This window comes from Pseudomonas sp. HP_12 (assembly GCF_055283955.1).
In genome coordinates, this window is sequence record NZ_JBTOQG010000007.1 from 156,283 (window position 1) to 162,568 (window position 6,286).

The 6,286-nt window shown below is 60.8% G+C and carries 5 protein-coding genes; all 5 read left to right on the forward strand.

The features are described from left to right. Positions 1-3 precede the first annotated feature (3 nt). The 5 genes from exbD to ACYASU_RS07655 all read left to right on the forward strand — a co-directional run bounded on the left by exbD (position 4) and on the right by ACYASU_RS07655 (position 5,750). Positions 4-429, forward strand: coding sequence for a TonB system transport protein ExbD (exbD, locus tag ACYASU_RS07635; RefSeq protein ID WP_133773871.1), 426 nt, complete (start codon positions 4-6; stop codon positions 427-429). Continuing rightward, positions 426-1,169, forward strand: a complete 744-nt coding sequence (locus ACYASU_RS07640; protein ID WP_074885868.1) for an energy transducer TonB — start codon at positions 426-428, stop codon at positions 1,167-1,169. The genes exbD and ACYASU_RS07640 overlap by 4 nt, the downstream gene beginning before the upstream one ends. Positions 1,170-1,260: 91 nt before the next feature. Next, positions 1,261-2,190, forward strand: coding sequence for a hydrogen peroxide-inducible genes activator (locus ACYASU_RS07645; RefSeq protein WP_065988216.1), 930 nt, complete (start codon positions 1,261-1,263; stop codon positions 2,188-2,190). Positions 2,191-2,198: 8 nt separating this feature from the next. Continuing rightward, positions 2,199-4,274 carry an ATP-dependent DNA helicase RecG gene (recG, locus tag ACYASU_RS07650; RefSeq protein ID WP_192171468.1) on the forward strand — a complete coding sequence of 692 codons (2,076 nt, stop codon included), beginning with the start codon at positions 2,199-2,201 and terminating at the stop codon, positions 4,272-4,274. 87 nt (positions 4,275-4,361) lie between these two features. Beyond that, positions 4,362-5,750, forward strand: a complete 1,389-nt coding sequence (locus tag ACYASU_RS07655) for an aminoacyl-tRNA deacylase and HDOD domain-containing protein (RefSeq protein WP_192171469.1) — start codon at positions 4,362-4,364, stop codon at positions 5,748-5,750. Positions 5,751-6,286: the final 536 nt, after the last annotated feature.

A 6,286-nucleotide genomic window follows, 5' to 3' on the forward strand; every position in this document is an offset into this window, starting at 1 on the left:
ACCATGGGCCTGCATTTGAAGGAAGGCGACGACGAGCTCGCCGAGAACCACGAAATCAACGTGACGCCGTTCATCGACGTCATGCTGGTCCTGCTGATCATCTTCATGGTTGCCGCCCCGCTGGCAACCGTAGACATCAAAGTTGACCTGCCTGCCTCTACCGCCAAGCCGGTGCCTCGACCCGAGAAGCCGATTTTCCTGAGCGTGAAAGCCGACCAGAGCCTGTACCTGGGCGATGAAAAAGTGGCCCGCGAGCAGATCGGTCAGGTGCTGGATGCCAAGACCAAAGGCAAGAAAGACACCACGATCTTCTTCCAGGCCGACAAGGGCGTCGACTACGGCGACCTGATGGACGTCATGAACGCCCTGCGCGGCGCTGGCTACCTGAAGGTGGGCCTGGTGGGTCTCGAGACGGTCGGCAAGAAATGATCAATACGCGCCAAAAGCTGACGCGCTATAGCGGTAGTCTGTTGTTGGTGCTGGCGGTCCATGCCGTGGCGATTGTCGTCGCATTGCGCTGGCCCTCCTCGCAGGCCATCGAGCTGCCGCCGGCCGCGATGATGGTCGAGCTGGCGCCTGTTCCCGAGCCCGCCCCGCCGCCACCGCCAAAAGTCGTGCAACCGCCGCAGCCGCCTGCGCCTGAAGAACAACTGCCGATTCCACCAGTCGCCGAAGCGCCCAAGGCCGAAATCGCCGTACCCAAACCGGTCAAGCCCAAGCCCAAACCACAGCCGCCAAAACCTGTGAAAAAGGTCGAGCCGCCGAAGGAAGAAAAGCCAGCCGACGACAAGCCGCTGGACGCCCCGCCGTCCAACGCCAAGCCGGAGAAGTCAGCGTCGCCGCAACCTGCTCCGCCCACGCCGCCAAGCAATGCATTACCCACTTGGCAGGGTGAATTGCTGAGTCACCTGAGCAAGTTCAAGCGGTACCCGGAAGATGCTCGACGTCGGGGCATGCAGGGCACCAGTCGTCTGCGCTTCGTGGTCGATGGCGAAGGCCGCGTGTTGTCCTATGAACTGGCCGGAGGCTCGGGCAGCGCATCACTGGATCGAGCGACGCTGGAAATGATCCGCCGCGCGCAGCCATTGCCCAAGCCGCCGCCGGAATTGCTGAAGAACGGGTCGCTGGAAGTGGTCGCTCCCTTCGTTTATTCCCTGGATAAACGCTGAAACCAGAATTTTGTCAGCCGCGACGGGTTGATAACGTGCGTCTATCGATTGCACCCGCTATGCTGGGGCCGCAACTTCATGGACGCACGTTATGACCCTCACAGAATTGCGCTACATCGTTACCCTCGCTCAAGAGCAGCATTTCGGCCATGCCGCTGAACGCTGTCACGTCAGCCAGCCGACCTTGTCGGTGGGCGTCAAGAAGCTGGAAGATGAACTCGGTGTGCTGATTTTCGAGCGCAGCAAGAGTGCCGTACGTCTGACCCCGGTTGGCGAGGGCATCGTGGCTCAGGCGCAGAAGGTCCTCGAACAGGCCCAGGGCATTCGTGAACTGGCCCAGACCGGCAAGAACCAGCTGACCGCGCCGCTTAAAGTCGGCGCGATCTACACCGTCGGCCCGTATCTTTTTCCTCACCTGATTCCCCAACTGCACCGGGTCGCCCCGCAGATGCCGTTGTACATCGAGGAGAACTTCACCCATGTGCTGCGCGACAAGCTGCGCAATGGCGAGCTCGACGCGATCATCATCGCCCTGCCATTCAACGAGGCTGATGTCCTGACGCTGTCACTGTACGACGAGCCGTTCTACGTACTGATGCCTGCCGATCATCCATGGACTCAGAAAAAGACCATTGATGCCTCGGCACTGAACGACAAGAGCCTGCTGTTGCTGGGCGAAGGTCATTGCTTCCGCGATCAGGTGCTCGAAGCCTGTCCGACGCTGGTCAAGGGCGGCGATGCTGCCAAGCACACCACGGTGGAGTCCAGCTCGCTGGAAACCATTCGGCACATGGTCGCTTCAGGACTGGGTATTTCCATCCTGCCGATGTCCGCTGTCGACAGCCACCACTACGCACCCGGCGTGATCGAAGTCCGTCCGCTGTCGCCGCCGGTGCCATTCCGCACTGTGGCAATCGCCTGGCGTGCCAGCTTCCCGCGTCCGAAAGCCATCGAAATCCTCGCTGACTCGATTCGCCTGTGTTCCGTCGCTCGTCCTAAAGCTCAGGCTGAAGCGAGTTAAGGGACGGTATGACGGAGCTGTCTCATGTCTCGGTCACGGCGCTAAAAGGCGTCGGTGAGGCAATGGCTGAAAAGCTGGCGAAAGTCGGTCTTGAGAACATTCAAGACGTGCTGTTTCACCTGCCGTTGCGTTATCAGGACAGGACTCGCGTCGTGCCCATCGGCGAGTTGCGCCCGGGCCAGGACGCGGTGGTCGAGGGCGTGGTCAGCGGCGCCGACGTGGTCATGGGCAAGCGCCGCAGTTTGCTGGTCAGGATCGGCGACGGCACCGGCGTGTTGAGCCTGCGCTTTTACCACTTCAGCAACGCGCAGAAGGACGGCCTCAAGCGCGGTACCCATGTGCGCTGTTACGGCGAAGCCCGGCCCGGCGCTTCGGGGCTTGAGATCTATCACCCTGAATACCGCGCGATCACCGGCGATGAGCCGGTGGCTGTCGAGCAGACGCTGACACCGATCTATCCCACGACCGAAGGCCTCACCCAGCAGCGCCTGCGGCAATTGTGTCAGCAGAGCCTGTCGATGCTCGGCCCGAAAAGCCTGCCTGACTGGCTGCCGGACGAGCTGGCACGCGACTATCAACTCGCGCCCTTGGCTGAGGCCATTCATTACCTGCACAACCCGCCTGCCGATGCTGACGTCGAAGAGCTCGCGCTGGGCCATCACTGGGCGCAGCACCGACTGGCATTTGAAGAGTTGCTGACGCACCAGCTTTCCCAGCAACGCCTGCGTGAAAGCCTGCGCTCGCAACGCGCGCCTGCATTGCCCCCGGCGAAACGCCTGCCGAAGCAATTCCTCGCCAACCTCGGATTCCCGCCCACAGGTGCGCAGCAGCGCGTCGGCAATGAGATCGCCTACGACCTCAGTCAGAACGAGCCGATGCTGCGGCTGATTCAGGGCGACGTAGGCGCTGGCAAAACGGTCGTCGCAGCACTCGCGGCGTTGCAGGCGCTGGAGGCTGGCTATCAGGTTGCACTGATGGCGCCCACTGAGATTCTTGCCGAACAGCATTTCATCAATTTCACCCGCTGGCTGGAGCCTCTCGGCATCGAGACAGCCTGGCTCGCGGGCAAACTCAAGGGCAAGGCGCGGGCGGCATCCCTGGCGCAGATTGCCGGCGGCACACCGATGGTGGTCGGCACCCACGCGCTGTTCCAGGACGAAGTGCAGTTCAGGAATCTCGCGCTGGTCATCATCGATGAACAGCACCGTTTCGGTGTTCAGCAACGTCTGGCCCTGCGCAAGAAAGGCGTCGGCGGCTCGATGTGCCCACACCAATTGATCATGACCGCCACCCCCATTCCACGCACGCTGGCAATGAGCGCCTACGCCGACCTCGACACGTCGATCCTCGACGAACTGCCACCCGGGCGTACGCCGGTGAACACCGTGTTGGTGGTCGACAGCCGACGGATCGAAGTCGTCGAGCGTGTACGCAATGCGTGCGCCGAAGGCCGGCAGGCGTACTGGGTGTGCACACTAATCGAGGAGTCCGAGGAGCTGACATGCCAGGCCGCTGAAACCACGTTCGAGGAACTGACCAGCGCGCTGGGCGAGCTCAAGGTCGGCTTGATTCACGGGCGCATGAAGCCCGCCGAAAAAGCCGCCGTCATGGCCGAGTTCAAGCAGGGCAATCTGAATCTGCTGATTGCAACGACGGTGATCGAGGTCGGCGTGGACGTTCCCAATGCCAGCCTGATGATCATCGAAAACCCGGAACGCCTGGGCCTGGCGCAGCTGCATCAGTTGCGCGGTCGGGTCGGCCGGGGCAGCGCGGCCAGCCATTGCGTGCTGCTGTACCACCCGCCACTTTCGCAGATCGGTCGTCAGCGGCTGGGCATCATGCGTGAAACCAACGACGGCTTCGTCATCGCTGAAAAAGATCTGGAGCTGCGTGGGCCAGGCGAGATGCTCGGCACGCGTCAGACAGGGCTGCTGCAGTTCAAGGTTGCTGACCTGATGCGCGATGCAGATTTGCTGCCTGCGGTCAGGGACGCGGCCCAGGCACTGCTTGAACGCTGGCCGCACCATGTCAGTCCCCTGCTGGAACGCTGGTTGCGCCATGGCCAGCAATACGGGCAAGTGTGAAGCAGTCAACGCAATAACAGGGTGTCTCACCTCTATAACAACTAAGCTGGTTATACTTCAGCGATTGTAGGAATCTGGATACAGGCCATGACAGAAGTTGCCCACATCGACACAAGCCCACACTGCCCTTCTGTCATTCGGCAGTTGCTGGGCAAACTCAACTTCCGTGAAGTAACTGACGATGAGTCTCTGCCGCCTGCCCAGAAGGTTCAGGCCATTCTGGTCGATGACTCCGTTGGCGCGCTGTTTATCCTGTTTCCGCAAAACCAATTGCTGGACCTCAACCGCATCACCGAGTTGACCGGCCGCAAATTGAAAGCGGTTCCGAAAGAGTCGCTTGAGCTCATGCTGCAAAAACACAAGCTCGGCACGTTGCCCGGTCTGCCTGCACTGACCAGCTCGCCTTGTCTGTATGAGGAGCGAATTCTGTCTGGGCCTGCCGTGCTGATCGACTCCGGCGAGCCGGGCCTTTTGCTGGAAATCAGCAGCGAGGATTTCAAGACGCTGTTGACCAAGGCCAGCGCTGCCCGCTTTGGCGAACCGGTGACGTCGGTCACCCCTAACCTCACGCGTCCCGATGACGACCGCGAGGAGATCACCAAAGCCGTTCAGAACTTCACCGCCCGACGCATTCAGCAGCGCCTGGAATCCACGGTGGAAATCCCGCCGCTGGCCGACACGGCGCAGAAGATCATCAAGCTGCGTGTCGACCCGGACGCGACCATCGACGACATCACCGGCGTAGTCGAAACCGATCCGGCATTGGCGGCCCAGGTGGTGAGCTGGGCGGCCTCTCCGTATTACGGTTCGGCCGGCAAAATCCGTTCGGTGGAAGACGCCATCGTTCGCGTGCTGGGTTTTGATCTGGTGATCAATCTGGCGCTCGGTCTGGCGCTGGGCAAAACCCTGGCGTTGCCCAAGGATCATCCGCAGCAGGCGACGCCTTACTGGCAGCAGTCGATCTACACGGCTGCGATCATCGAAGGCCTGACCCGCGCGATGCCCCGTGCCGAGCGTCCGGAAAGTGGCCTGACCTACCTCGCCGGTTTGCTGCACAACTTCGGCTATCTGCTGCTGGCGCATGTGTTTCCGCCGCACTTTTCGCTGATCTGCCGCCAGATCGAAGTCAATCCGCACCTGCATCACAGCTACGTCGAACAGCATCTGCTGGGCATCAGCCGCGAGCAGATCGGCTCCTGGCTGATGCGCAACTGGGACATGCCGGAGGAGCTGGTCATCGCCCTGCGCTTTCAGCACGACCCGCACTACGCAGGTGAGCATCACAAGTATGCAAACCTGGTATGCCTGGCGGTGAGGCTGCTGCGCAAGGAAGGCATCGGCTCCGGCCCTCTGGAAAGCATTCCGGACGAGCTGCTCGAGCGCCTGAAGCTCTCTCGCGAGAAAGCTCAGGACGTCGTGAAGAAAGTGCTGGAGGCCGAAGTGCTGTTGCGCGAACTGGCCTCGCAGTTCAGCTGATCTCGAAATGCCCGCTTGCAGCCTGAGAGTTAGCTGCGCTTTTTGTTGGGAAGAGGTTGCTCACGAAGATCTGTGGGCATTCAGCTATTGTCTGTGGTGACTCAGCATCAGTCTTCGCGAGCAAGCTCGCTCCCACAGGATCTCGGCTGGCTCAACATCTCAGGTACGCCGCTGCACTCGTGGGAGTGAGCTTGCTCACGAAGAGGCTGGAGCATTCAGCTATTTTCTGTGGTGACTCAGCATCAGTCTTCGCGAGCAATCTCGCTCCCATGGGCTCGGGGTCGATTCAACATCTCAGGCACGCCGCTGTACTCGTGGGAGTGAGCTTGCTCACGATATAGGTGTTCCGTTCTTTTCTAGCCGATACTGATTTCGCTGGATGTCTGTTTTCGGCAAGAAGGAACATGCACCCGCAGACTACGAATAAGCTCACGAAGCCCTTGAGGCTTACCTCTTCATATTCGAGTCTGTGGGTGCGCTTGCGACCTTGACGAACTCTCAGGGAAAGCCGTCGCACCGGCTCTCTATATCGCCTT

Bases quoted from the DNA above. Each gene is read 5' to 3' on its own strand.
- ACYASU_RS07655 (WP_192171469.1), top strand. From the start codon at position 4,362: ATGACAGAAGTTGCCCACATCGACACAAGCCCACACTGCCCTTCTGTC.
- exbD (WP_133773871.1), top strand. From the start codon at position 4: ATGGGCCTGCATTTGAAGGAAGGCGACGACGAGCTCGCCGAGAACCAC.
- ACYASU_RS07640 (WP_074885868.1), top strand. From the start codon at position 426: ATGATCAATACGCGCCAAAAGCTGACGCGCTATAGCGGTAGTCTGTTG.
- recG (WP_192171468.1), top strand. From the start codon at position 2,199: ATGACGGAGCTGTCTCATGTCTCGGTCACGGCGCTAAAAGGCGTCGGT.
- ACYASU_RS07645 (WP_065988216.1), top strand. From the start codon at position 1,261: ATGACCCTCACAGAATTGCGCTACATCGTTACCCTCGCTCAAGAGCAG.